Genomic DNA, 21,500 nt, shown 5'->3' with positions numbered 1-21,500 from the left:
CCGACCAGCTCTGCGTGGAAAAGACCGAGGCCAACGGCAGCGTGAACCTCATGCCCGGCATGGTCTCCCCGGCGGACATCCGCCACCTGAAGGAGATCGCCCGCGCCTTCGGCATCGAGCCCATCATCCTGCCCGACTACTCCGAGACCCTGGATGGCCCGGCGCTCCTGGAATACGAGAACATCCCCTCCGGCGGCACCAAGGTCGAAGACATCCGCGCCATGGGCGGCAGCCTCGCAAGCATCGAGCTCGGCCGGGCCATCACCAGCCAGGACACGGCGGGCAGCTCCCTGCGCAGCCGCTTCGGCGTGCCGCTGCACAGCCTGGGCCTGCCCATGGGCATCCGCGAGACGGACAGCCTGTTCGAGGCCTTCAAGAAGATCAGCGGCAGGCCCGTGCCCCGCGACCTGGCCCTGGAACGCGGCCGCTACATCGATTCCCTGGTGGACGGGCACAAGTACGTGTCCGGTATGCGCGCCGTGGTCTACGGCGAGGAGGATCTGGTCATCGGGCTCACCAGCTTCCTGGCCGAGATCGGCGTGAAGCCGGTTCTGGTGGCCACCGGGGCAAAGAACCGCGGCGTGGCCGAACACATAGCCGCAGCCTGCGGCGACGTGCTGCGCGAACAGCCCGCCCATCTGCGACCAATAATCCGCGAAGGCGTGGATTTCTTCGACATCGTGGAGGAGGCCAAGGACCTCGCCCCGGACATCCTGGTGGGGCACAGCAAGGGCCAGCGCGCCGCGCGCGACTGGAACATTCCGCTCTTGCGCGTTGGCTTCCCCATCCACGACCGCTTCGGCGGGCAGCGGCAGCTCAGCCTCGGCTACCGGGGCGCGCAGGAGCTGTTCGACCGCCTGGTGAACATCGTTCTGGAAAAGAAGCAGACCGACTCCGACATCGGCTACGGATACCTCTAAGCGCCACTCTCACAGGCCATCATCGGAAAGGAGCCGCACATGAACGTCATTATCGATCCCAAGAGCGTCAAGCACCCCTGCTTCAACAAGGAGTCCTCCGGCTCCTGCGGGCGCGTGCACCTGCCCGTGGCTCCCAAGTGCAACATCCAGTGCAACTACTGCAACCGTAAGTACGATTGCGTCAACGAGTCGCGCCCCGGCGTGACCAGCGCGGTGCTGAAGCCCTTCCAGGCCCTGGAATACACGAAGCAGGTGCTGGACAAGGAGCCGCGCATCACGGTCATCGGCATCGCCGGCCCCGGCGACCCCATGGCCAACCCGGCGGAGACCCTCGAAACCATGCGCCTCATCCACGAGGCCTACCCGCACATGCTCTTCTGCCTGTCGTCAAACGGCCTGGCCATGCCGGAGTATGTGGACGACCTGGCCTCCCTGGGCGTCACCCACGCCACCGTCACCCTGAACACCGTGGATCCGGCCATCGGGGCCAAGGTCTATTCCTGGGTGCGCGACGGAAACGTGGTCTATCGCGGCCAGGCCGCGGCCGAGCTCATCCTCTCCCGCCAGTTGGAGTCCATCGCGGCGCTGAAGGCGCGCGGACTGGCGGTCAAGGTCAACACCATCATGATTCCGGGCGTGAACACCATCGAAAATGGAGCCCCGCTTAAGGCCGTGGCCGAGAAGGCCCATGAACTCGGCGTGGACCTCATGAACCTCATGCCCATGCATCCCACTGCGGGCACGCCCTTCGGCGAGCTGGCCGAGCCCACCAAGGACGAGGTCACGGCCGTGCGCGCCGCGATCGGCCACCTGGTGCCGCAGATGACCCATTGCCGCCGTTGCCGCGCGGACGCCGTAGGACTTCTCTGCAGCGACCGCTCCGGCGAACTGGGCGGCGTCCTGGCCGCCTGCGGGAAGCTGCCCCCGCAGGGCCAGGACGATCGCCCGTATATAGCCGTCGCCACGCGCGAGGGCATGCTCATCAATCAGCACCTGGGCGAGGCCAAGCGCTTCCAGATCTGGGGCAAGGCCGCCGCATCGGAAGGGGGCGGCTTCCGCATCGTGGAGGAGCGCCAGGCCCCCACTGCGGGCTGCGGGCCCAGCCGCTGGGAGGACCTGGCCAGGCTCCTGGCCGACTGCCGGGCCGTGCTGGTGGGCGCGGTGGGCGATACCCCGCGCAAGATCCTGGCCGAGCGCGGCGTCATCGCCGCCTCCTGCTCCGGCTTCATCGAGGACGCCCTGCGCGTGGCCTACGGCGAGTCCGGCGTGGATGGCCTGGAAGTGCTGCGCGCCAAGCAGGGCGGGCTTTCCAAGCCCTGCTGCGGCACGGGCGAGGGCTGCTAGAGGGAACAAGGGGGCGTTAGCGGGAACAAGGGGCGCCGCCCCTTGGACCCCGCCAGGGGGTATGCACCCCCTGGACCCGCAAAGGGAAGAAAGGGAGGGGACATGACCAGAGCCACGTGGGAAAAAGTGTTCGAGTACGCGTCCATGCCGGTGCACGGCACCCTGTCGCGCAAGCTGCGCAAAGGCATCAAGATCCAGGTGAACGAGGGCCGCATCTACGAAATGGCCACCGTGTTCCTGGGCGAAGACTTTCTGCGCGTCACCGAGAAGAGCGGCAAGGAGATGGTCAACACCTACTACTCCTGGGAAAAGCTCGTCTGCGTGCGCACCCTGGGTGAGGTGGACGAGTAGGGGGCTGGGGAACGCGGGTGCACTTTGGACCCGCAAAGGGGGGAGTGCACTGTCTTTGCGGCGCCATATAAAAAGACGGAAGGCAAAAAGCTGCCTTCCGTCTTTTTAAAGAGTCGAATATATTAGAACTTCACGTACGTTTCAAAGCCTACGTGCTGGCGCTCAATACTGGCCCATATCTTCGATGCCTGCCATTTCTCGTATTTGAAGTAGGTCCGGAAGCCCATGGGCAGGGAGGCGGGCTCATGGTAGAGGCCGACCTCAACATTGTAGGAACCGCCGAAGTTCCTTTTGGCCCAGTAAGGATCTCCGTCGGTCCAATACACCTCGCGGCGAAGGACATAGTTGTACAGCAAGTCTACGCCAAACAGGCCGACGTCAGTGTTGCGCTCAACCCGCAGCCCTATGGGCAGCAGGTATTCAGTGGTGTAGGCGTCGTTGTAACCAACCTCGTCCTCGGCTGCCCAGCTCAGGCCGAGGCCTATAAAAGGTTTGACCGTCAATCCGCTGAGCTCGAACGTTTTGCCGACAACGCCTTTCCCCTCGATGTACGCAAGGTTCACTTTGGAGCTTTCATTGTTGAGCTGGCCGTATTTGTAGCGGCCTTCCGTAGACCACCAGAAGGTGTCAAGCTGTTTTTCGTACCCAAGCAGCACGCCACCGTAGCTACCGTAATATGACGCTCCTCTGCTATTGTTTCTGAAGTTTTCATTGTCATAAAAAGCGCCAACTTTAATTTTTCCGTCTTCTTCAGCTAATGTGACGCTTGGGGAAAGCAAGACAACAATACAAAGAGATAGCAGGATTGTGATTGTGGGACGAAACTTCATACCCTCTCCGAGAATTATGGTTTAGCCTGTTGCACCAGGAATGAAAGGAAATTGAGACCAAGCTGATCACGCCGATGATTTACTGGGCCGCATTCTTTCTGTGAATGACTGTGTCGCTTCTGTTTGTGATGATTCAATATATTGTGTTCGTTTGCTTTCTGAATATCAATACGTAGCGTCGAAATATTCGTATCGAAGCCGTGTTTGACAGGAGGGCAGGGGCGGAGTCCCAGCGCTTTCTCCCACCGCAACAACCCCGGAGTAACCGAATGGACGCTTTGACCCTGTATGGTTTCCTCTCCGTGAGCCTGATGCTCGTGTTCTACGCGCTGGAGGACAAGAGCTCCTGGTTCGTGCTGGCCTTCGCGGGCTCCTGCGCCATGAGCAGCGCCTACGGTTTTTTGCAGGGGGCCTGGCCCTTCGGCCTGGTGGAGGGCGTGTGGACGTTTGTCGCCGCCAGGCGCTGGCGCGGCCTGCGGCGGGCGGAATTCAATCGAATACGGCAATGGGGTTGATGGGACGCAAGCCCTCCGGGTCAGACCGGGGGGCTTTTTTTGCGCGCCGCTCAGCGCACGAAGCGCAGACCGTCGATGCGGATGACCAGGGGAGCGGCGTCGCCCTGGGGCAGGCGTCCCGCCTCCACACCCAGGCAGAAGTCCTCGATGCTGTCCGGTCGCAGCACGTGGTCGCCAGGGGAAAGGCCGAGCCGTTTCGCCTCCTCGTCCCAGCCGGGCATGGGGGCCAGGGTGCCGTAGGGCAGGCGCAGGGGCTTCCACTCGGTGCCGATGCCGAAGCTGCCGAAGGCGCGGTCGCGCGCGTTGCGATTCTGCGTGTTGGAACTGGTGAGCGCCAGGATGCCCGCCACCGGGCGCGAGGCCTTGATGCGGAACTCCACGGCGCGGGTCTTGTACAGGTCCAGGCGCGCGGCGCTTGTCAGGCCCAGGCAGAGGCGCAGGCCGTTCGGTTGCGCGGGTTTCTGGCCGGGCGCGGGCCCGATTTTGTGGTCGGGCGTGATTTCCAGGCGGAAGCCGCCGGGCGTTTCCGGGTCGGCGCCGACGCTGATGCGGAAGCCGCTTTCCTGGCGCTGGCCCGGGGACCAGGCGGACTGCCCGGGCAGGGCCTGCTCGCCCGGCTGGAGGCGCAGGGCGGTTTCGGCGCCGATGGCGGGAGCGGCTTCCGCCGCAAGGGCCAAGGCAGAGGCTGCCAGGCATAGAACCAGGGCCAGGACCTGGAAAGGAAGCAGTCGGCGCATGGGGTCTCCGCTGGGGTGAATGTGCCCCGATGGTAGGGCAGGGAGCTTGGCGAGGCAAGGGCGCGGGCGCAGTGCAGACAAAAGAGAGCCCCCGCCCGGATCGTGCGGTAGGCGGGGGCTCTGGCGGGAAGACGCATTGCGCGGCCAGCGGGGTGTGTGGCGCTCCCGTGCCGGACTGGAAGTGTGCGGCGTCCTCCGTTTATGCGTCGAATTGATGCGTCTCTAGCGCAGGAAATCCGTCACGTACTTCACGGCCAGGAACACCAGCAGGCCGGAGAGCATCCACTTGATGTAGCGCGCGGGCACGAACTTCTGGCAGCGCGCGCCCAGGTACATGCCCGCCATGCCGCCGATGCCGAACAGGAAGCCGAGCATCCAGTCCGGCGCGATGGACATGGTGGGGTAGAACGGGGCGATGAACTGGTAGAAGGCCACCCCGGCCACGCTGGTGATGAAGGTGCCCATGAGCGCCGCGCCTGCCACGGTGTACACCGGCAGGCCGAAGAAAGAGACGAAGAACGGCGCGATGATGGCCCCGCCGCCGATGCCGTAGGTGCCGCCGATGATGCCCACGATGAAGGACAGGGACAGGATGCCCCAGGTGGAGACGTCGTAGGTTTCGCCATAGAATTCATAGGCGATGCGCGTGCTGGTGAAGCGCACCACGCGCACGGCCGCCAGCTTTTCGCCGTGGGCCTCCTGGGCCTTGGCCTTCTCGCGGAAGCGCGCCACCTGGGCCTGGAAGCGTTCCTCCGCCGCCTTGGCCCCGCCCTGCTGGCCGCGCATCTGCTTGATGAGGTCGAGCACCATGCGCGTGCCGATGTAGAGCAGCACGCAGGCCATGAACAGCTTGAAGTTCTTGGCGTCGGGCAGGTACTGCACGCGCACTATGGCCCCGATGAGCACTCCGGGCAGCGTGCCCACGATGACCACCCAGGTGAGCGGCCAGACCATGCGGCCCTCGCGGATGAAACGCCACACGCCGCTGGGAATGGCCACGATGTTGTAGAACTGGTTGGTGGAGCTGACGGACGGGTTCACGTAGCCCAGCACACTCATCTGGAAGGGCAAAAGCAGGAACGCGCCGGAAACGCCGCCCATGGACGTGAAGAAGGAAATGACAAGGGACACCAGCGGGGGAACCCAGGGCTGCACCTCGATGCCTGCGACCTCGAAGAGCATGGCGGCCTCCTGCGTGCTTTCCGGGCGGCGGCTCCGCTCCGGGTTGGGGGTTGCGGGAACGCATGGTCACGCTTGTTCTCACGCGTTCTTGTATTTTCGTGACTACAGGATATGACCGCCGAAACAGTTTGTCACGAATTATTTTGCCTGTCGCGCAAAGATTCCTGTCACGCGAATTGGAAATTCCGGGCCTTGGCAGCGAAATCGTTTCGTCTTAGGGTGGCGCATAGCCGGAACCCGAACCTCAAGCGAGCAGCCATGACAGCCTCTGATGAAACCGCCCCGGCACAGGCCGAAACCCGCACCCTGGACGAAGCGCAGGTGGCCCGCCTGGAGCAGTCCTTCCGCTCCTGGATGGACGCTTCGCGCCGCCGGGCGGACTATGCCTCGCGCCGCAGGCTGTGGCTCATCTTCCTGCTCCTGCGCTCCACCGGGGCCAGGCTGGGCGAGGTGCTGGGGCTTGATCCCACCCGCGACCTGGACCTGGACAGCGAACGGCCCACCGCGCACTTCAGCGGCGCGGGCAACAACGGCGAAGGGCGTGAGGTGCCCCTGCCCACCGATGTGGCGCGCGCCCTGCGCGAGGCCCTGGCCGACCCCACCCTGACGCCCGACGCGGCCAAGCTGTTCGACATGGACCAGGGCCACGTGCGCCGCAAGTTCTACGAGCGCGCCGAGGCCGTGGGCCTGCCCAAGGAGCTGGCCAGCCCCAGCGTGCTGCGGCGCTCCCGCGCGCGGCAGCTCATGCGCCAGGACGTGCCCCTGCCCGTGGTGCAGCGCCTGCTGGGCCACTCCTCGGCCGACCTCACGGCGGCCTTTTCCGACTATTCCGACCTTGAGGCGGGCACCATCGTCGAGGCCTACCTGAAGCGCGAGGAGCGCCGCAAATCCAGCGCGCGCAACCGCTTCTTCGGCGCGGTGAGCAAGGTGGTCAGCGGGCCCGTGGTGGCCAGCGTGGAGATCACCAGCCTGGGCGGTTTCAAGGTCACCAGCGTGGTGACGCGTGAAAGCGTGGAGCGCCTGGGCATAACGCCCGGCGTGCTGGCCACGGCGGACATCAAGGCCCCCTGGGTGCAGCTCTCCGCCGGGGACCACGAGCCCCTGTCCTCGGCGGCCAACCGCTACCCGGCCATTGTGCGGCGCATCCTGACCGGGGAAGAGCAGGGGGACCACGTGGCCGCAGAGGTGGTGGCCGAGCTTTCCGACGGCACCATGCTCGCCGCGGTCATCACCTTCGAGAGCGTGCGCAGGCTCGACCTCGCCATCGGCTCGCCCGTGTGGGCCAGCTTCGGGGCCTTCTCGGTCATCCTGAATTTCGGCTAGGACTTCCGCCGGGATTTCGGCTATGCCTGCGGCAGGAGGTAGAGCCATGTCGCTTGGGCAAACGCATCCCGCCAGACTGTGGAAGCCGCTGGCGCACGGCGCGGTCCAGTGCCGCCTGTGCAGCCATTTCTGCGTCATCGCGCCCGGAAAGTGCGGCCTCTGCGCCGTGCGCGAGAACCAGGCCCATGACGGGGAGGGAGGGCTCGTGACCCTGGTCTACGGCCTGCCCGCGGCCATGAACGTGGACCCGGTGGAAAAGAAGCCCCTGTACCACTTTCTGCCCGGCACGCGCACCTTTTCGCTGGGCACCATGGGCTGCAACCTGTCCTGCTCCTTCTGCCAGAACGCTTCCCTCTCGCAGCCGCCGCGCCTGGGCCAGGCCATAAAGGGCCACGCCCTGCCGCCGGACGCCCTGGTGCGGGCCGCGCTGGACTCCGGCTGCCGCAGCCTCGCCTACACCTATTCCGAGCCCACCGTGTTCTTCGAACTGGTGGAGGACACGGCCCGGCTGGCGCTGGAGCAAGGCCTCAAAAACATCCTGGTCACCAACGGCTTCATGAGCCCGGACTGCCTGGACGCCTTCGGCCCGGCCCCGGGTCTCATCCAGGCGGCCAATGTGGACCTGAAGGCCTTCACCGAGGGCTTCTACAAGGACCAGTGCGGCGCGCGCCTGGCCCCGGTGCTGGAGAACCTGAAGCGCATGCGCGCCCTGGGCTGGTGGCTGGAGGTGACCACGCTGCTCATCCCCGGCCTGAACGATTCGCCGGAGGAACTGGCCGCCATGGCTGGGTTCATCCACAATGAGCTGGGCGCGGACACGCCCTGGCACCTCTCGCGCTTCCACCCGGACTACCAGTTGCTGGACCGCCCGGTGACGCCGACGCAGACTCTGCTCGCCGCGCGCGAGGCGGGCCGCAAAGCCGGGCTCAACTACGTGTACATCGGCAACGCCGCCGGGCCGGGCCACGGCGACACCCTCTGCCCGGCCTGCGCCGCCACCGTGCTCTCGCGAGAGGGTTTCGGCGTGCGGGACGGCTTGCCAAACGGAAGCTGCCCGGCCTGCGGCGCAGCCATCGCCGGGGTCTGGAGCTGATGCAGCGCGGACAGACGCGGGCCGCACCGGCCTGGACCTGGCGCGAGGCCGCGCTGGTCTTCGCCCTGGCGCTCATCCCCCGGCTGGCGCACTGGTTCTTTGTGCGCGGCACGCCCCTGGCGGGCGAGTATGTGCCCGACCTCTCGGCCTATCTTTTCGCCGCGCAGCGGCTCATGGCCTCGGCCTACTTCTTTGTCGAGCCCATGGTCATGAGCCCGGGCTACGCCCTGGTCCTGGCCCCGCAGTACATCCTCTTCGGGCCGGACGTGCCCCTGTTCGTGCTCGTCAACGCCGTGCTCGACGCGGGCTCGGCGGCGCTCTGCGGCGGGCTGGCGGCGGGAATAGCCGCGCCGGACCTCACGCGCCGCGCCGGGCTCATCGCCGGGGGGCTCTACGCCCTGTGCGGGCCGCTCCTCTTTTACGCCCTGCTGCCGCTGGGCGAGGGCCCGGCCATCTTCTGCCTGCTTTTGGGCCTCACGCTGCTGTTCCGTGCGCGGCACGGCGCGGGCGGCACCCTCGCCGCCTGGCTTTCCGGCGCGCTTCTGGCGCTGGCAGCGCTCATCCGGCCCAATCTGGCCCCGGCGGCGCTGCTGGCCCTGGCCGTGTGGACGGGTTTCAGCTGGCGCAAGGCCGGCCGCCAGTTCGGTCAGCAGGCCATTGTCCCCGCGGCCGCGCGCTGCCTGCTGGGCTTCATGCTGGTCCTTGCGCCCTTCATGGCCCACAACGCCGCTGTGGCCGGCAAGGCCTCGCCCTTCGGCTTCCAGGGCGGGTTCACGCTCTATTCCGGCAACCACCCCGGCGCCAGCGGCGTGGGCGACGCCCTGCCGGGTTTTGAGAACACGCCGTACATGGTGCTTGTGCATGCCTGGCAGCGGGCCGAGGCCGAGAGCGGCCGTGAGCTTAGCCTGGCAGAGGCCGACGCCTGGTGGTATGGCAAGGCCCTGCGCTTTTTTGTGGACAATCCGGCCGAAGCGGCGGGCTTATTGGGCCGCAAGGCGCTGCTCCTGCTGAACAACGCGGGCGTGGACGCCACGGCCAATATCGGCTTTTCCGCGCGCTTTTCGCCTGTGCCCGGGCTGCTGGCCCTGCCCGCGGGGCTGGTCTTCGCCCTGGGCCTGGCCGGGCTGGCCCGCCTGTGGCGCGACAGCCCCGAAGCCGCCGCCCTGGCCGCGCTGCTCGCAGGGCAGGCCGCGCTGGTGCTGCTGTTTCAGGTCACGCCGCGCTACCGGGTGGTGCTTTTGCCCCTGGCCTTGTGCTTTGCCGGTGCCCTGTGCGCGCAGCTGACCGGCCTGCTGCGCCAAGCCCCGGCTGAGTCGCGGGGGATTTTGGCCGCGCCTGCCGTGGTCTTCGCCCTGGCGCTCGGCCTGTCGTTCATCCCGCTGAAGGCCCTGGTGGACAAGCCCGGATTGGAAGCCCAGGAGCATGCGCGTCTGGCGCATTATTATCTGCTCTGCGGGCCGCAGGCCAAGGCCGCCGAGGAGTTCCGGGCCGCCCTGGCCCTGGGCGCGCCGGAGCCGGAGCGCCTGAAGGCCGGACTGGCCGCCAGCCTGCTTTTACGCGGGCAGGATGCATCGCGGCCCTGACGCGCACGTCTTGCGGCCCCCTTCTTGCGACCCACCTTGCGATTAGCCCCCTGGCGGCGTATTGAACGCGCATGAGCACCACCAAGCACATCGAGCCCTGTCTGGTCTTTGCCGATCAAGCCGGCAACATCTACGATCACCCGGACCTGCTGATGCTCTGCCGACGCGGCAGCGAGTTGACCCTGCCCAGGCCCGACGAACTGATCCCCCTGCCGGAGGACAGTGAGTTCTTCCTGCTGCCCGGCCGCAGCGCCCTGGGCCTGGACCCGGAGACGGGCCAGGTGGAGGAGCTGGGCGAGGCGGACGAGCTGGCCGTGGCCGTGTTCGCCAGCCCGGCGCACACCCTTTCGGCCTCCGCCGCGTACAACACCCGGCCCGGCGCGCCCATTCTGCCGCTGTTCGCCTACGGGGCCGTTGGCTTTTACGAGGGCAGGTTCTACGTCTGCGCCCGGCGCGTGGACCAGGACCGCAGACAGGAGTTCGCCAGCATCCCGCGCGAACGCATCGAAAAAGGCGCGCGCAAGCTGCTGGCCGAGCTGCCCCTGAACCGTCTGGTGCGCCACCTGACCAGTTGCGCCCTGACCTATGGCTGTCCGGCGGCCAAGAACCTGTCCCTCGGCCGCTTCGAGGCCCCGCTGCCCACCTCGCGCACGTGCAACGCCCGCTGCGTGGGCTGCATCTCCCACCAGCCGGAGGACTCCGGCTTCCCCTCCACCCAGAACCGCATCGGGTTCAAGCCCACGGACAAGGAAATCATCGAGGTCATGCGCCGCCACCAGTCCAAGGAGCGCAGGCCCATCTACTCCTTTGGCCAGGGCTGCGAGGGAGAGCCCCTGACCGAGGCCGCGCTCATCGCCGCGGCGGTGTCCAAATTCCGCAAGGGCGGCGGCACGGGCACGGTGAACGTGAACACCAACGCCAGCCTGCCCGGCACCCTGCCGGGGCTTAAAGAAGCTGGCGTGGACTCCATCCGCGTGAGCCTGAACAGCGTGCGCAAGGGGCCGTACGAGGCCTACTACCGGCCCAACGGCTACCAGTTCGAGGACGTGCTGCAGAGCATCCGCACGGCCAAGGACGCGGGCATGTTCGTCTCGCTCAACCTGCTGTACTTCCCCGGCGTGACCGACTGCGAGAACGAGTGGGACGCGCTCAGCGCCCTGGTGGACGAGACGAAGCTCGACTTCATCCAGCTGCGCAACCTGAACCTGGACCCGGAACTGGCCATGAGCCTTGTGGGCGGTTTTGACCACGGCCCGTGCATGGGCCTGGCAAATTTCATGAAGCGCCTGAAAAAAGCCAACCCGCACCTGGGCTTCGGCTACTTCAATCCCTACCTGGAGCCCGGGGGCGCGTAGCCTCGCCTTTTGGGGCCGCCTGTTCCGGTCATAGGTTCCTGTTTCGCAAGCCCGCCTGTTCCCTGAAAGAGAGGGGAGCAGGCGGGCTTGTGCAACAATTTGCTTGCCGGAAATTGTCAACCCGTCTATGCTGGTCTGAAATCCCAAACCCGGATGGAGGAGTGCATGGGCGCAGGAAAACCGTTCTACAAGTCACTGTATTTCCAGGTCATAATGGGTATTTGTATCGGCATCGCCCTGGGCGTGGTCTTCCCTGGCAAAGAAGGGCTGGCCGCGCAGATGAAACCCTTTGGCGACGCCTTCATCAAGATGATCAAAATGATCATCGCCCCCATCATTTTCTGCACGGTCGTGGTGGGCATCGCCAAAATGGGTGACATGGGCAAAGTGGGCCGCGTGGGCATCAAGGCCATGCTTTATTTCTGGACCATGACGCTCCTCGCCCTGGCCATCGGCCTGGTGGTGGTGAATCTGTACAAGCCCGGCGTGGGCATGAACCTCGACGTGTCCACCATGGACATGAGCGCGGTTGAGAAGTACGCGGGCAGCGCCAAGAAGCTTTCCACCATCGATTTCATCCTGAACATCATCCCCACCAACGTGGTGGACGCCTTTGCCAAGGGCGAGATCCTTCAGGTGCTCTTCTTCTCCATCTTCTTCGGTCTGGCCCTTTCCGCCCTGGGCGAAAAGGCCAAGAACGTCACCAAGTTCATCGATGAATTCAGCAAGGGCCTGTTCAAGGTCGTGCACTACATCATGTACTTCGCGCCCATGGGCGCCTTCGGCGCCATGGCCTATGTGGTGGGCGCCCACGGCGTCGGCTCGCTCCAGCAGCTCATGTACCTCATGGCCGGCGTGTACACCACCTGCATCATTTTCATCTTCGTGGTGCTTCTTGCGGTCTGCAAGCTCACGGGCTTCAGCCTGTGGCGGTACCTTTGCTTCATCAAGGAGGAGATCCTCCTCGTGCTCGGCACCAGTTCCTCCGAATCCGCCCTGCCGCGCATGATGGCCAAGATGGAAGTGGCGGGCTGCAACAAGTCCGTGGTGGGCCTGACGCTCCCCATGGGCTACTCCTTCAACCTCGACGGCACGTGCATCTACCTGACCATGGCCGCCGTCTTTTTGGCCCAGGCCACCAACACGCCGCTGACCCTGAGCGACGAGCTGTACATGCTGGGCATCCTGCTCCTCACCTCCAAGGGCGCGGCAGCGGTCACCGGCGGCGGTTTCATCACCCTTGCGGCCACGCTGGGCAGCCTGCACACCATTCCCATCGCCTCCATCGCCGTGCTTCTGGGCGTTGACCGCTTCATGAGCGAGGCGCGCGCCATCACCAACTTGATCGGCAACGGCATCGCCACCATCGTGGTGGCCAAGTGGGAAGGAGCGCTGGATATGGACGCCTTGCAGAAGGCCTTCTCCGGCAAGAACGACCAGGCCGAGGACGCGCCGGAAGAGATTCTCGACGGCGCGGTGAACGGAAACGGGCAGGGCGAAAAGGCCTAGACCCGGCCGTACTGGCCATCAGCATAGACCATCCTGCGCCCCTGCCGGTCCTTGCCTGCGGGGGCGCAGTCTGTTAAGCGATGCCGAAATGATCGGGCTGCCCTGGGGGCGCGCGGCGCTTCGGGGGAAGGTTTGCACCACGGGTTGCAACGGGTGCAAACGACCGGACGATGAGTTGAGCAAACGGTTTGAACAAACGGGTTGAACAAAGGGGTTCGCGCATGAAACGTCTCGCATTTGCTGTCGCCATGATCCTCGGCTTGGCCTTGGTTGGCTGTCAGAAAGCGCCCGAGAAGGCCGCCGACAACGCCACCGCCAACGCCACCGCCGCCAAGGAAGAGAAGGTCCTCATCAACGGCATCGACGGCGGCGGCTTCCCGCCGTACGCCTTCGTGGACAAAGAGGGCAAGACCGTCGGCTTCGACGTCGAGGCCATCGAGTGGATCGGCAAGAAGATGGGCTTCAAGGTGAAGCACCAGCCCGTCGAGTGGTCCGCCATCATCCCCGCCCTTGAGGCCAAGAAGATCGACATGATCTGCTCCGGCATGAGCGCCACCGCCGAACGCGCCGAGCGCGTCAATTTCTCCGATCCCTACTACAAGGTCACCCAGGTGCTCGTGGTCAAGGGCGACAGCAAGGCCACCCTTGAGCAGATGCTGACCGGCAACAAGAAGATCGGCGTGCAGCGCGGCACCGTCACCGCCAAGTACCTGGAGGACCTCTCCAAGAAGCCCGGCATGAAGTTCAAGCTGGTGCAGTACGATTCCACCGACCTGGCCATGCAGGACCTGCCCGTGGGCCGCATCGACGGCTCCGGCATGGACAACACCATCGCCAAGGACGTGCTGAAGAAGGACAAGAACGCCAAGGTCGTCGGCACCTTCGACGCCCCGGCCGAGAACTACGGCTACGCCGTGCGCAAGGACGACGCCGAGCTGCTGAAGAAGATCAATGAGGGCCTCAAGCTGCTCATGGCCGATCCCTACTGGCAGGAACTGAAGAAGAAGTACGACATCGACTAGTCTTCCTTCCGGCTCCAGAAAACACCCGAAAGGCTTCGGAGCAATGCCGGAGCCTTTCGGCCTTTTCTGGGGGCCGGGGCTTTTTTTGACCCAAACCGCAGGATGTTATGGATTTCGCCGTCGCCTTCAACGCCGCCCATGAGGCCCTGCCCTACATGCTGGGCGGGGTGGTCTGGACCGCCGGACTCATCGTGGGGGCCATGCTGCTGGGCCTGACCCTGGGCGTGCCGCTCTCCGTGCTCCAGGTGTATGGGCCAAAGCCCGTGCGCCGCGCGGTGTCCATCTACGTGTGGCTGTTCCGGGGCATTCCCATTCTGGTGCAGATGTACATCTTCTATTTCGGCATCCTGTCCTGGCTTTCCACCGTGCCGGGGTTGACCTCCCTGGGCCTGGACAGCCCTTTCGTGGCCGCAGTGCTGGTTTTGGGCCTCACCTCCAGCGCCTACCAGTCGCAGATTTTCCGGGGGGCCATCCAGTCGCTGCCCGGCGGCCAGCTCAAGGCCGCCCGCGCGCTGGGCATGACCGACGCCCAGGCCATCCGCACCATCATCATGCCCCAGGCCCTGCGCCTGTCCATACCGGGCTGGAGCAACGAGTACTCCATCCTGCTCAAGGACTCCGCCCTGGCCTTCACCATCGGCGTGGTGGAGATCATGGCCCGCATGCGCTCCATCGCCTCCACCACCCACGAGCCCGTGAGCATGGCCTTTGTGGCGGGCATCATCTTTTTCGCCCTCACCTGGGTCGGGGTGAAGGCCCTGAACATGCTTGAAAACAAGGTCCGCATCGCGGGCTACACGCGCCAAGGAGCTGTCTAAGCCCATGCCCGACGCCACGCCCACCGCCACGCCCATTCTGGAGGCCCGGAACCTGTTCAAGACCCTGGGCGGCAACCGCGTCCTGGACTCCGTGAACCTGTCCATCGGCCGCGGCCGGGTGAAGGTGCTCATCGGCCCCTCCGGCGCGGGCAAGAGCACGCTTCTGCAGTGCCTCAACTTCCTCATGCCGCCGGATTCCGGGCACATTCTGCTGGAAGGCCGCGAGGTGGACAAGAAGAGCAAGAAGGAACTGTGCGCCTTCCGCCAGCAGGTGGGGATGATCTTTCAGGACTTCAATCTTTTCGATCACTTGAGCGCGCTGGAGAACGTCCGCGTGGCGCTTATGAAGGTCAAGGGACTGAGCAAGCTGGACGCCACCGAGCGCGCCGTGGCCGAGCTGAAGCGCGTGGGCCTGGCCGACAAGGCCCAGCTCTATCCGGCCAACCTTTCCGGCGGGCAGAAGCAGCGCGTGGCCATTGCCCGCGCGCTGGCCATGGACCCCAAGGTGATGCTTTTGGACGAGCCCACCAGCGCCCTTGATCCCGAACTCATCGGCGAGGTGCTCGCCGTCATCCGCGACCTGGCCCAGGGCGGCATGACCATGATCATGGCCACGCACCAGATCAGCTTTTCCGCCAGCTTGGCGGACGAGTTCATGTTCATGGAAAAGGGCAAGGTGGTGGAGCAGGGCTCCCCGGCCGAGCTTCTGGGCAAGGGCTCCGGCTCGCGCACCCAGGCCTTCTGCTCCAAGATCAGCGAACTGACCGGAGGAGAGGCTGGCGAGGCGGGCGAAGGCGTACCCGGAGAGTGCCGTCTGTGAGCACGCCGTATCTTGAATTTCTGCGCACGGAGCTTGCGCCGGGCCTCATGGAGGGCCTGTGGACCAGCGTACTGGTCATCGTGCCCTCGGCGCTACTGGGCGTCCTCATCGGGCTCACGGCCGGGGTCTTGCGCGTGTACGGGCCCGCGCCCGTGCGCAAACTTACGGAGGCCTACGTCTCGCTCTTTCGCGGCACGCCGCTCGTGGTGCAGGTGTTCTTCTGGTACTTCGCCTTGCCGTACATCACAATCGGCGGCTTCAGCATCGTCCTCGACCCCATCGAGGCGTCCATCCTGGCCTTCGGCATGTGCAGCGGCGCCTACCAGAGCGAATACATCCGGGGCGGGCTCAACTCCATCAAGCGCGGGCAGATCCGCGCGGCCCTGGCCCTCGGCATGACCACCCGGCAGGCGGTGCTGAACATCGTGCTGCCCCAGGCCTTCCGCCGGGCGCTTCCCGGCTGCGGCAACGAGATCATCTACCTCATCAAGTATTCGTCGCTCGCGTCCATCATCACCGTAAACGAACTCACCGGCACGGCCACCACCATCGCCAAGAACACCTGGCGCAATATCGAGGTCTTCTGCACCCTGGGCGTGTACTACCTGGTGCTGGTGACCATCGCCGCCTGGCTGCTGCACCTGGCCGAGGACGCGCTCTCCGTGCCCGGTTTCGAGCGGCCCAGAACCTAGCCTCTTTCCTCTCCGCAACCCCCCCCTGGAGTCGGCCATGCAGCATCCCGGCGCACCCAGTCCCGACATTCTGGCCCTGCTTGAGCGCGAGTTCGGCGCGGACCTGCTCACCTCGCATGATGCCATCGACGCGCGCAGCCGCGACGACTCCGGCCTGTGCCTGCCGCCCGCGGCCGTGCTGCTGGCGCGCAGCGAAGCCCAGGTGGCGCGGCTCATCACCCTGGCCAATGCACACAATTTCGCGGTGATCCCGCGCGGGGCGGGCACGGGCCTGGCTGGCGGCTGCCTGGCCGAAACCGGCGGCGTGGTGCTCGATATGACGGCCATGAACCGCATCCTGTGCATCGACAGCGACTCCGTGACCGCCACGGTGGAGCCGGGCGTGCTCACGGGCGATTTGCGCCGCGCGGCCAAGGCCAAGGGCCTGTTCTATCCGCCGGACCCGGCCAGCCTGGACACCAGCACCATCGGCGGCAATGCGGCCACCAACGCGGGCGGCCCGGCCTGCGTCAAGTACGGCACCACGCGCGACTACGTGCTGGGCCTTTCCGCCGTGCTGCCCTCCGGGGAGCTCATCCAGACCGGCACAGCCACGCGGAAAGGCGTGGTGGGCTACGACCTGACGCGGCTTCTGGTGGGCAGCGAGGGCACCCTGGGCGTCATCACCAAACTGACCCTGAAGCTTTTGCCGCACCCGGCGCACCAGCAGTGCCTGGCCGCGGTCTTCTCCGGCCTGGACGCGGCCATGCGGGCCATCATCAGCGTCATGACGCGCGGGCACCTGCCCTCGGCCATGGAGTTCCTGGACGCCAAGTGCCTGAAGCTCGTGGGCGACCTGCTGCCGGAGCACGTGAAGGGGAAGCTTGTGGGCGGCAGCGAGGCCCTGGTGCTCATCGAATGCGACGGCACGGAGGAAGAGACCGCCCGCGCCGCCCAGGACATCGAGGCCATCTGCCGCGAACTGGGCGCCCTGGCCCTCATCCCCGCGCCAAGCGACGCCGCGCGCGAAGAAGTCTGGAAGGTGCGCCGCAGCGTCAGCACGCGCATCCACGAGACCTGCGCCGTGTACATCCCGGAGGACATCGCCGTGCCCATCGGCAGGATAGCCGAGATGGTGGCCGCCCTGCCGGAGGTGGAGGAGCGCTTCGGCGTGGTCATCTACGCCTTTGGCCACGCGGGCGACGGCAACATCCACCTGAACCTGACCTCCCCGGACGAGGCGGCCCGGCCCAGGGTGGAGCAGGCGGCCGAGGAATGCGTGCGCCTGGCCCTGGCCCTTGGCGGCACCATGAGCGGCGAGCACGGCGTGGGCCTGGCCAAGCGCCACCTGCTGCCGCTGGAGATCGCCCCGGTGAGCCTCAAGGTGCAGAAGGGCATAAAGAATCTGCTGGACCCGAACAACGTCCTGAATCCCGGCAAGCTGTTCCCAGAGGGGCCGGCTTCCGGCAAGGAGTGAGCATGGACCTGGAAGCCCGGCTTTCGCGCCGCGTGAAGCAGATCAAAATTTCCGCCACCAAGGAGATGCCCATGATCGCGGCCCAGGTGGGCGGCTGCGTGTCGCTGGGCCAGGGCATCCCGTCCTTCAAGACCCCGGAGCACGTGGTGGACGCCGTGTGCCGCGCCCTGCGCGAGGACGCCAGCGCGGGCAAGTATTCGCTCCAGCCCGGCATGCCCGCCCTGCGCCGCGCGGCGGCGGAGCTGCTCCTGGCCGAAAAGGGCCTGCCTGCGGATGCCGAGCGCGAGGTGGCCATCACCGTGGGCGGCATGGAAGGGCTTTTGTGCGCCATGCTGACGCTCATCGGCCCGGGGGACGAGGTCATCGTGCCCGAGCCCTTCTATCCCTCCCACGTGGAGCAGATCCTCATGGCCGAGGGAACGCCGGTGTTCGCCCCCCTGCGCCGCGCGGACTGGAGCCTGGACCCCGAGGCCATCGAGGCGGCCGTCACCCCGCGCACCAAGGCCATCATCATCTCCAGCCCGCACAACCCCACGGGCGCGGTGTGGGCCAAGGCCGACCTCTTGAAGGTGGCCGAGCTGGCCATCCGCCACGGCGTCTTCGTCATCTGCGACGACACCTACGACGCCCTGACCTACGACGGCGAGGCCGCCTTCAGCCTGTCGAGCCTGCCGGAACTGCGCCACCTGCTCATCGGCGTGTTCAGCTTTTCCAAACGCTTCGCCCTCACGGGCTGGCGCGTGGGCTTCCTCTGGGCGCGGGAGGCGCTGCTGAACCAGATGCTCAAGATCCACGACGCGGCGGCCATCTGCGCGCCCACCCCAGCGCAGATCGCGGCCCTAGCCTCCCTCACCGGGCCGCAGGACGTGTTCCTGGCCATGAAGGCCGAGCTGGAGAAACGCCGCAACCTCATCTGCCAGCGCCTTTCCGCCATGGCGGGCATGAGCCACGTGCGGCCCAAAGGCGCGTTCTACGTCATGGCCAAAGTCGAACTGCCCCAGGGTGCGGTGGAGAACTCGCGCGAGCTGGCCATCCGGCTCATCCGCGAGGCCAAGGTCATCACCATCCCCGGCGGAGCCTTCGGCCCCGGCGGCGAGGGCCACGTGCGCCTGTCCTTTGGCGGCGACGAGGCCGAAATCAACGAGGCCTGCGACCGTCTGGCCGCCTGGTCCGCACAGCTGTAAACAAAGGAGACGCCCATGCGCCGCATGTCTTTCGGTTCCATACCTGTTGTTCTGGCCCTGGTCCTGTGCGTGGCCGCCCCGGTCCTGGCCGCGTCCAAAACCGACAAGGGGGCCGACAAGGCCAAGGACGCGCCCAAGGCGGAAAAGCTTGGCCAGGCAAGTCCGGCGGGCCAGGGCTTCGACGTGGAGGCCTTCCGGCGGAACTTCGTGGCCGGGCTGGTGCGGCGACCCAATGCCCCGGTGCTGCGCGCGGCCGATGTGCGCGTGGATGCTGCGGAAAAGGCCGCCCGATTCGCGGGCGCGGAGATTTACATCGTGCGCGGCGCCCTGGCCCCGGCAAGCGGCCAGGCCCAGCCCTTCACCATGTTCGTCAGCGCCGACGGCCGGTTCTACGTGTCGGACATCGTTGACCTGGAAGAAGGCCGCAGCATCCTGAAGGACGCCCGCGACAAGATGCGCGTGGCCGACCTGAAGGACCTGGGCCACACGCTCTTGAAGGGCACGGGAACGCGCAGCGTGGTCTACGTGTCCGATCCCTTCTGCCCCTACTGCCGCACGGCCTTCGCCTATCTCATGGGCAGGACGGCGTCCTTCGGCGAATTCCGGCTGGCGCACTTCCCCCTCACCTCGCACCCCGGCGCGGACATCGCCTGCGCCCTGATGGCCTGGGCGGCGGAAAAGGCCCCCGAAAAGGTCCTGGACTTCGCCCGCTTCGCCTACACGGACCTGCCCGTGCCCAAGGTGGCGGACAAGAGCCCGGAGAATCTGCAAAAGGCCTGGGTCGAGGTGGCGGCGGCCTTTTTGGCGCGCTTCCCGGAGCTCAAGGCCCTGGGCGCGGACGGCGAGGCCATCGTGGCCGCCCTGGCTGGCTCCGCCTGGGACGCGGCCGTGCAGAACGACATGGCCAAGGCCGCGGGCATGGACATCAGCGGCACTCCGGTGATCTTCGTCAATGGCGTGCGCGTGGACGGCTTTGACCAGAACCGCTTGGGGCAGCTGCTGAAGTAGGCGCAAAGGCAGGACTTTTGCCCTCTGGACGCCTTGGGCGCTCATCGTGTATGGTATGAGAATAGGGCGCAGCGCACCGCGCGCGTCCACCCCCTTGCAAGGAGGCTTGAACATGCGAAAAATCTGCAACGGCCTGTTGGCCGCGGCTTTGGTTCTGGGACTCGCGGTTGCGACGCCCGCCGAAGCCAAAGTGTATAAGATGGCCCCGGAGGAGCGCGCCGCCGCCCTCAAGGAAAAGAAGAACCAGAAGGCCAAGTCCAAGAAGTCCGGCAAGGCCGCGCCCGGCGCGGACCAGGGCGGCTGGGTCGAAGTGAAGCCCGGCGACAAGCCCGCCAAGAAGAACCGCAAGTCCAAGGTGGACGAGCTGGCCAAGGCTGCGGAGGACAAGGGCAAGAAGGGCAAGAAGTCCAAGAAGGATGCGGCCGAGGCCCCGGCCAAGGCAGCGAAGGCTGAGAAGGCCGAGAAGTCCGAAAAGAAGTCCAAGAAAAGCAAGGCCGCCGGAACCGAGGAGATCGTCGTCGAGAAGAAGGGGGCGAAGGGTTCCGCCAAGGCCGACAAGAAGTCCGACGCTGCGGCCGACAAGCAGGCCGAGACCAAGGCCACCAAGAAGTCCGGCCGCAAGAGCGCTTCCCATGGCGACCGCGTGCTGGGCAGCAACTACAGCGGCAGCAAGGTTTCCGCCTCCAGCACCGAGGTGCGCCGCCCCGGCGGCGCTCCGGCCCCGGCAGGGCAGTCCGACGAACTGGGCTCCTACTCCGTGAGCCGCCCGGGCCAGGCCCCGGCCACTCCCGCCGTGCCGGAGGTGCGCCACGAGGTGCAGCCCGGTCCTGTGGACGCGGCCAAACCCCTGGGCACGGAGCACAAGACCGGCGAGGGCCGCTTCTAGCCGACATCAAATGACCGCATGAGGCCGGGTTTCCGCAAGGAGGCCCGGCCTTTTCTTTGCGGCGCGCGCCGCATGCCCGGCCCCGGCAGCGTCGGCCCGTGCAGCCCGGCAGTCTGGCCGAGCGGGCATGCCCCGTTGACCTGCCTTGCGCGCTCCGCCTCTGCGGAACGCGTGCCTTGAGGCGCAAAAAAAGGCCCGGAACCTGCGCTCCGGGCCTTGGTCACGCTGTGCCGTGAAGGGGCTTAATGGGGCTTACTGCACCAGAACCCACTGGCCGTCGGCCTGGCGGTAGGCCTTGGCCTTCACGTCCTTCTCCTGGCCGTCCACGTTGGCCTTGATGTAAATGTCGCGGTAGACCTTGTCGTTCTGCACGTAGGCCGGGCTCGGCGTGGCCTCGTACTGGGTGCCGTTGTCCGGGTTCTTCCAGGCCATGGGCTTGCCGGAAGGCTGGGTCTCCAGGGCCTTGTTGATCTGTTCCTTGTCGTGCTTGTCCATCTCGTTGCCGACCATGTAGCCGAGCAGCAGGCCGATGCCCGCGCCGATGGCCGCGCCGGAAACCTTGTTCTTGGACGTGAGCGCGCCGACTGTTGCGCCGGTGAGCGCGCCAAGACCCGCGCCGGTCTGGGATTTGTCGGCGCAACCGGCCAGGTTGCCGACGAGGAAGGTGGCGAGGATTGCGGAAGCGATGAGGCGTTTCATGTGATCCTCCTGGTGCGGGGCATGCCCGCCGATTGTCGAGTAGAGTTGCGGCCCATTTCCATTCCGGGCCCTGCGCTGAAAGATACGCCTTCCTGCGCTCTCGTCAAGACGCGGGCCGTCACGCATGGTTTCAGCAAACTTCGGGCCAGCTGAAAAGAGCTTTTGTTTCAGCG

Annotated in this window: 21 protein-coding genes; 17 read left to right on the top strand and 4 right to left on the bottom strand. The window is 66.1% G+C overall.

Features of this window, described 5'->3' with window-relative positions:
- From VN419_RS04255 to VN419_RS04245, 3 genes are all read left to right on the top strand, one after another.
- Nucleotides 1–920: nitrogenase component 1 (locus VN419_RS04255; protein WP_325644786.1), on the top strand; the 920-nt coding region annotated here is incomplete at its 5' end.
- 39 nt (nt 921–959) lie between these two features.
- Nucleotides 960–2,264 (top strand): radical SAM protein, encoded by a 1,305-nt coding sequence (locus VN419_RS04250; protein ID WP_325644785.1) that lies wholly within the window; start codon nt 960–962, stop codon nt 2,262–2,264.
- A gap of 102 nt (nt 2,265–2,366) precedes the next feature.
- Nucleotides 2,367–2,615: a hypothetical protein gene (locus VN419_RS04245; RefSeq protein WP_325644783.1), complete on the top strand. Its 249-nt coding sequence runs from the start codon at nt 2,367–2,369 to the stop codon at nt 2,613–2,615.
- A gap of 122 nt (nt 2,616–2,737) precedes the next feature.
- Here VN419_RS04245 and VN419_RS04240 read toward each other — a convergent pair whose 3' ends face one another.
- Nucleotides 2,738–3,445 carry a hypothetical protein gene (locus VN419_RS04240; RefSeq protein ID WP_325644781.1) on the bottom strand — a complete coding sequence of 236 codons (708 nt, stop codon included), beginning with the start codon at nt 3,443–3,445 and terminating at the stop codon, nt 2,738–2,740.
- Between the two features lie 269 nt (nt 3,446–3,714).
- On the opposite strand from VN419_RS04240, the gene VN419_RS04235 reads away from it, so the two are divergent.
- Complete coding sequence (locus tag VN419_RS04235) at nt 3,715–3,960, top strand: hypothetical protein (RefSeq protein WP_325644779.1); 246 nt, start codon at nt 3,715–3,717, stop codon at nt 3,958–3,960.
- Nucleotides 3,961–4,010: 50 nt separating this feature from the next.
- On the opposite strand, the gene VN419_RS04230 is transcribed toward VN419_RS04235, so the two are convergent.
- Together VN419_RS04230 and VN419_RS04225 are read right to left on the bottom strand one after the other, a co-directional pair.
- Nucleotides 4,011–4,697, bottom strand: coding sequence for a hypothetical protein (locus tag VN419_RS04230; RefSeq protein ID WP_325644777.1), 687 nt, complete (start codon nt 4,695–4,697; stop codon nt 4,011–4,013).
- A gap of 222 nt (nt 4,698–4,919) precedes the next feature.
- Nucleotides 4,920–5,879, bottom strand: a complete 960-nt coding sequence (locus VN419_RS04225) for a sulfite exporter TauE/SafE family protein (protein WP_325644775.1) — start codon at nt 5,877–5,879, stop codon at nt 4,920–4,922.
- A gap of 258 nt (nt 5,880–6,137) precedes the next feature.
- On the opposite strand from VN419_RS04225, the gene VN419_RS04220 reads away from it, so the two are divergent.
- From VN419_RS04220 to VN419_RS04160, 13 genes are all read left to right on the top strand, one after another.
- Nucleotides 6,138–7,202 carry a TOBE domain-containing protein gene (locus VN419_RS04220; RefSeq protein WP_325644773.1) on the top strand — a complete coding sequence of 355 codons (1,065 nt, stop codon included), beginning with the start codon at nt 6,138–6,140 and terminating at the stop codon, nt 7,200–7,202.
- A 46-nt stretch (nt 7,203–7,248) separates the two neighbouring features.
- Nucleotides 7,249–8,295 carry an AmmeMemoRadiSam system radical SAM enzyme gene (amrS, locus tag VN419_RS04215; protein ID WP_325644771.1) on the top strand — a complete coding sequence of 349 codons (1,047 nt, stop codon included), beginning with the start codon at nt 7,249–7,251 and terminating at the stop codon, nt 8,293–8,295.
- Complete coding sequence (locus tag VN419_RS04210; RefSeq protein ID WP_325644769.1) at nt 8,295–9,878, top strand: hypothetical protein; 1,584 nt, start codon at nt 8,295–8,297, stop codon at nt 9,876–9,878. The genes amrS and VN419_RS04210 overlap by 1 nt, the downstream gene beginning before the upstream one ends.
- 71 nt (nt 9,879–9,949) lie before the next feature.
- On the top strand, nt 9,950–11,233 hold the full coding sequence (locus VN419_RS04205; RefSeq protein ID WP_325644767.1) for a radical SAM protein: 1,284 nt from the start codon (nt 9,950–9,952) through the stop codon (nt 11,231–11,233).
- Between the two features lie 165 nt (nt 11,234–11,398).
- On the top strand, nt 11,399–12,742 hold the full coding sequence (locus VN419_RS04200) for a dicarboxylate/amino acid:cation symporter (protein ID WP_325644765.1): 1,344 nt from the start codon (nt 11,399–11,401) through the stop codon (nt 12,740–12,742).
- 221 nt (nt 12,743–12,963) lie between these two features.
- A complete protein-coding gene (locus VN419_RS04195) occupies nt 12,964–13,764 on the top strand; it encodes an ABC transporter substrate-binding protein (protein WP_325644762.1) in 801 nt (266 codons plus the stop codon).
- A gap of 107 nt (nt 13,765–13,871) precedes the next feature.
- A complete protein-coding gene (locus VN419_RS04190; RefSeq protein WP_325644760.1) occupies nt 13,872–14,582 on the top strand; it encodes an amino acid ABC transporter permease in 711 nt (236 codons plus the stop codon).
- 4 nt (nt 14,583–14,586) lie between these two features.
- Complete coding sequence (locus tag VN419_RS04185) at nt 14,587–15,402, top strand: amino acid ABC transporter ATP-binding protein (protein WP_325644758.1); 816 nt, start codon at nt 14,587–14,589, stop codon at nt 15,400–15,402.
- A 47-nt stretch (nt 15,403–15,449) separates the two neighbouring features.
- Nucleotides 15,450–16,094 (top strand): amino acid ABC transporter permease, encoded by a 645-nt coding sequence (locus tag VN419_RS04180; RefSeq protein ID WP_325644788.1) that lies wholly within the window; start codon nt 15,450–15,452, stop codon nt 16,092–16,094.
- Nucleotides 16,095–16,131: 37 nt separating this feature from the next.
- Nucleotides 16,132–17,550, top strand: a complete 1,419-nt coding sequence (locus VN419_RS04175) for an FAD-binding oxidoreductase (protein WP_325644756.1) — start codon at nt 16,132–16,134, stop codon at nt 17,548–17,550.
- Nucleotides 17,551–17,552: 2 nt separating this feature from the next.
- Nucleotides 17,553–18,734 carry a pyridoxal phosphate-dependent aminotransferase gene (locus VN419_RS04170; protein WP_325644754.1) on the top strand — a complete coding sequence of 394 codons (1,182 nt, stop codon included), beginning with the start codon at nt 17,553–17,555 and terminating at the stop codon, nt 18,732–18,734.
- A 15-nt stretch (nt 18,735–18,749) separates the two neighbouring features.
- Nucleotides 18,750–19,742 (top strand): DsbA family protein, encoded by a 993-nt coding sequence (locus VN419_RS04165; protein ID WP_325644752.1) that lies wholly within the window; start codon nt 18,750–18,752, stop codon nt 19,740–19,742.
- 112 nt (nt 19,743–19,854) lie between these two features.
- A complete protein-coding gene (locus VN419_RS04160) occupies nt 19,855–20,628 on the top strand; it encodes a hypothetical protein (RefSeq protein WP_325644750.1) in 774 nt (257 codons plus the stop codon).
- 252 nt (nt 20,629–20,880) lie between these two features.
- Here the strand turns inward: VN419_RS04160 and VN419_RS04155 are convergent, their stop codons facing one another.
- Nucleotides 20,881–21,327, bottom strand: a complete 447-nt coding sequence (locus tag VN419_RS04155; RefSeq protein WP_325644748.1) for a glycine zipper domain-containing protein — start codon at nt 21,325–21,327, stop codon at nt 20,881–20,883.
- Nucleotides 21,328–21,500: the final 173 nt, after the last annotated feature.

Source organism: Humidesulfovibrio sp., from assembly GCF_035560995.1.
In the GTDB taxonomy this organism is placed as follows: domain Bacteria; phylum Desulfobacterota; class Desulfovibrionia; order Desulfovibrionales; family Desulfovibrionaceae; genus Humidesulfovibrio.
The sequence above is the reverse complement of the archived record's forward strand: the minus strand, read 5'-3'. Positions and strand labels throughout refer to the sequence as shown.

Bases quoted from the DNA above. Each gene is read 5' to 3' on its own strand.
- VN419_RS04235 (WP_325644779.1), top strand. From the start codon at position 3,715: ATGGACGCTTTGACCCTGTATGGTTTCCTCTCCGTGAGCCTGATGCTC.
- amrS (WP_325644771.1), top strand. From the start codon at position 7,249: ATGTCGCTTGGGCAAACGCATCCCGCCAGACTGTGGAAGCCGCTGGCG.
- VN419_RS04160 (WP_325644750.1), top strand. From the start codon at position 19,855: ATGCGAAAAATCTGCAACGGCCTGTTGGCCGCGGCTTTGGTTCTGGGA.
- VN419_RS04210 (WP_325644769.1), top strand. From the start codon at position 8,295: ATGCAGCGCGGACAGACGCGGGCCGCACCGGCCTGGACCTGGCGCGAG.
- VN419_RS04225 (WP_325644775.1), bottom strand. From the start codon at position 5,879: ATGCTCTTCGAGGTCGCAGGCATCGAGGTGCAGCCCTGGGTTCCCCCG.
- VN419_RS04200 (WP_325644765.1), top strand. From the start codon at position 11,399: ATGGGCGCAGGAAAACCGTTCTACAAGTCACTGTATTTCCAGGTCATA.
- VN419_RS04205 (WP_325644767.1), top strand. From the start codon at position 9,950: ATGAGCACCACCAAGCACATCGAGCCCTGTCTGGTCTTTGCCGATCAA.
- VN419_RS04230 (WP_325644777.1), bottom strand. From the start codon at position 4,697: ATGCGCCGACTGCTTCCTTTCCAGGTCCTGGCCCTGGTTCTATGCCTG.
- VN419_RS04170 (WP_325644754.1), top strand. From the start codon at position 17,553: ATGGACCTGGAAGCCCGGCTTTCGCGCCGCGTGAAGCAGATCAAAATT.
- VN419_RS04245 (WP_325644783.1), top strand. From the start codon at position 2,367: ATGACCAGAGCCACGTGGGAAAAAGTGTTCGAGTACGCGTCCATGCCG.
- VN419_RS04180 (WP_325644788.1), top strand. From the start codon at position 15,450: ATGGAGGGCCTGTGGACCAGCGTACTGGTCATCGTGCCCTCGGCGCTA.
- VN419_RS04175 (WP_325644756.1), top strand. From the start codon at position 16,132: ATGCAGCATCCCGGCGCACCCAGTCCCGACATTCTGGCCCTGCTTGAG.
- VN419_RS04220 (WP_325644773.1), top strand. From the start codon at position 6,138: ATGACAGCCTCTGATGAAACCGCCCCGGCACAGGCCGAAACCCGCACC.
- VN419_RS04185 (WP_325644758.1), top strand. From the start codon at position 14,587: ATGCCCGACGCCACGCCCACCGCCACGCCCATTCTGGAGGCCCGGAAC.
- VN419_RS04155 (WP_325644748.1), bottom strand. From the start codon at position 21,327: ATGAAACGCCTCATCGCTTCCGCAATCCTCGCCACCTTCCTCGTCGGC.
- VN419_RS04195 (WP_325644762.1), top strand. From the start codon at position 12,964: ATGAAACGTCTCGCATTTGCTGTCGCCATGATCCTCGGCTTGGCCTTG.
- VN419_RS04250 (WP_325644785.1), top strand. From the start codon at position 960: ATGAACGTCATTATCGATCCCAAGAGCGTCAAGCACCCCTGCTTCAAC.
- VN419_RS04190 (WP_325644760.1), top strand. From the start codon at position 13,872: ATGGATTTCGCCGTCGCCTTCAACGCCGCCCATGAGGCCCTGCCCTAC.
- VN419_RS04240 (WP_325644781.1), bottom strand. From the start codon at position 3,445: ATGAAGTTTCGTCCCACAATCACAATCCTGCTATCTCTTTGTATTGTT.
- VN419_RS04165 (WP_325644752.1), top strand. From the start codon at position 18,750: ATGCGCCGCATGTCTTTCGGTTCCATACCTGTTGTTCTGGCCCTGGTC.